This window comes from Chitinivibrionia bacterium (assembly GCA_009779925.1).
Taxonomy (GTDB): Bacteria; Fibrobacterota; Chitinivibrionia; order Chitinivibrionales; family Chitinivibrionaceae; genus WRFX01.
The window spans coordinates 1-3,123 of the sequence record WRAZ01000085.1; the positions used below are offsets into that span (position 1 = coordinate 1).

At 44.2% G+C, this 3,123-nt stretch carries 2 protein-coding genes; both read left to right on the top strand.

Annotated elements, in window-relative coordinates; genetic code table 11:
- Nucleotides 1–152 precede the first annotated feature (152 nt).
- Nucleotides 153–911: a hypothetical protein gene (locus FWE23_11470; protein MCL2846045.1), complete on the top strand. Its 759-nt coding sequence runs from the start codon at nt 153–155 to the stop codon at nt 909–911.
- Nucleotides 912–913: 2 nt separating this feature from the next.
- Nucleotides 914–3,123: SUMF1/EgtB/PvdO family nonheme iron enzyme (locus FWE23_11475; GenBank protein MCL2846046.1), on the top strand; the 2,210-nt coding region annotated here is incomplete at its 3' end.

A 3,123-nucleotide genomic window follows, 5' to 3' on the forward strand; every position in this document is an offset into this window, starting at 1 on the left:
ATATTTATCAAAACCTCTTTTTTGAGAGGGGTTTTGTGTTGTTGTTTGGGCGACTCAAGGGGATTGGGGCGTGTTTTTTTGTTTTGGTCAAAAATGGGTTTCAAGTATAAATTTAACTTTGCCGATAAAATTCGGCAGGAATGGAGTGTTTTATGATATTGACTGTTGAAATGTACGAAAAAATGAATTTGGATGAAAGGGAAAAAGAGTTTGCTAACTTTCTTAAGAACAATGGTGTACCTAATGAATATCAAAATTACATTGATAGAGCCATTAAAAACACTCACGGGAAAACAGGTGTGGTATATGAGTTTTCTAACTTTGTAGGAAATGAAAATTTTTTTAATTGCACAAGTTTTGAAACGTTTGCCTTAAAAAAGAATGAAATTATTAGTAAAGAGGGATTTAAAGACATAAATGACCGTATAAGTCATGGTGTGCCAAACACAGCATTAAACCACTATGAAAAGTTTCTCAAACAAATTTCGGAAAGCAAAATCGAAGAAACTGAAAACAATGTAAGCAAGCAGAATGAAAACAACAATCGTGGAAAAAATCCAATGAATTGTTTGTTGAAATTTTACGAAGGGAAGCAAGGAAAAGCGTTAATAAATAAACGTGAGCGAAATTACAAAGCGAGAAAAAAATGCTTAGAACACCACGGCTATAAATGCAAAATTTGCAAATTTGATTTTGAAGAAATTTACGGTGAAATCGGGAAAGGTATTATACACGTTCACCATATAACGAAAATAGCTGAAATGCCCGAAGAATATGAAATAAATCCTGTTGATGGACTAATACCAGTGTGCCCCAATTGTCACGCAGTTATTCATTCAATAAAACACGCACACACTCCGCTACAAATAAAAAATGCTCTTGATAAAGCGAAACAACAAAAAGGAGACTAAAAATGAAACTAACCGCCTTGCTAAAATCATTGGCGCTGACAGCACTCTTTACTGTTAGCGCGTTCGCCCAAATTACCGTTGCCAACTGGAACGCTGAAGCCATCAGCATAGCAACCGCCGCCGACCTCCGAGAATTGGCTACCAGAGTAAACGGCGGCAATAACTTCTCAGGCAGAACAATAACACTTGCAAATAATATTGACTTAGATGGTACGCCTGAGTGGGTGCCGATTGGCAATACAGAGGCGCGGGCATTTATGGGAACATTCGACGGCAACGGACGAACTGTTAGTGGTGTAAAAATCAACAACACGAGCACAGACGGTAATCTTGGCTTCTTCGGCGTTGTCGGCAACAGTGGAGTAGTGCGTAATTTATCGCTCAACGTAAATATTAATGGCAACAATTTGGTAGGTGCGATTGCGGCGATAAATCGAGGAACGATTGAAGAAGTTCGTGCTTCGGGTAGAGTTGTCGCGCCGATTGTTGGCGGATTGGTTGCTGAAAATCGAGGGATTATAAGGAATTTCTATTCCACAACACTGGTAGTGCCTGCCACTGCGGAAGATAATTTACCTGCAATATTTCGTTTTCCGCTAAATCCAAACGAGGGTGATGTTTTTGTGTTTAATACTCACGGTATGAGTATGGAATTTGTTTATGTTGCACCGGGGACTTTTATGTTTGGTGCCTGTGCCTCAACAACTCCTGCTACGGCGGGTACCAGCCGTACAATAAGTACCGGGTTCTGGATAGGTAGGTATCCCGTAACGCAAGCGCAATATTTAGCCGTAATGGGTTCTTTTCCGGTAGCGCAGTTATTTCCCGATCGTCCAAGTGATCCTGTAACGAATGTTTCTTGGAACGACATAACAGCAGCAAACGGCTTTTTAGCACGGATCGGAGCAAGATTACCGACAAGTGAAGAATGGGAATTTGCTGCTCGTGGTGGAAATCGGCGCGGTGGCAATAATGGCAGTGTTGATTTTATTTGGGCAGGTAGTGATGATGTCAATGCCGTTGCTTGGTATTGGAATCATCCGAATCGTCCTGGTGGCACAAACAATACTCAACCGGTCGGAGGTTTGGCGGCAAATGAATTAGGTATTCACGATATGAGCGGTAATGTGTGGGAATGGACGAACACTGCATTGGGCTCTAATCGCGTGATACGCGGCGGCTGTTGGAGCACTGGCGCGGGGAACTCGCGGGTTGTTTTTGGGGGCAGCAACAACTCCCCAGACGACCGGTGGTTCAGCCGCGGTTTCCGGGTGGCTATCTCCCCGCAATTACTTGCAATGGCGGTATCGGCGCAAACAGCCGAAAATTTTGGCGGCGGTGCGGTAGGTGTAAATTTCGGCACGATTGAGAACGGTTATTCGACGGGTAGTATTTGGGTAAATAGTTTATCCGCTCAATCTACTATCGGCGGTCTTGTCGGACAAAACCAAGGCACCATCACCCACTCGTTCTTCGACAGCCAACGAAGCGGTCGCTCCGACAATGACGGCAGAGGTATTCCACGCACCACCGCACAAATGCGCCAACGAACGACATTTGCGCATTGGGACATAGAAAACATCTGGGGAATGGATGCGCTTATGTATGACGGCGCCCCGTTTTTACGGACATTTTATCCTCTCTCCCGCGCTAAATTCACCATTGACGGACAACGAACAGCAGTAAGCCCTGCACCTGCAAATCTTATATCTTCGGCAATGCCTTACACAGGAATAAATCTCCACACCGGAAGCCCAATTCAGCCGAATGTGCAAATTGAATACAACGGAGAACCGCTCACTCTCGGCACAGATTTTGAACTTGAATTCAACGACAATACCGCCATAAGCAACAATACAAATCCTGCGAGAATGCGAATTATCGGTATGGGAGATTTTGCGGGAACAACGCTTGGGTATAACTTTTTCATTACCGACCCTCGCGACATCCGCGCCACCACCGTCTCCTCAATCCCCGACCAAATCCATCGAGGAACACAGCAAATCCGCCCGCAAGTAGTAGTTAGAGATTTCAATAATCAGCTTATTCTTCAAGAAGACACCGACTATTTTCTTGATTTCGGCGCCAATAACACCATCGGCAATAACGCTGGTAGCGTTAGAATAATCGGCGACGGGATTTATCAAGGGGAAGAGCGGACTGTTCGGTTTAACATCGTCGAAGCGAGACCTATAAATACCACAAACACCAC

What these genes read in the sequence shown, in the direction of transcription:
- FWE23_11470 (MCL2846045.1), top strand. Translation starts at nt 153, where the DNA reads ATGATATTGACTGTTGAAATGTACGAAAAAATGAATTTGGATGAAAGG.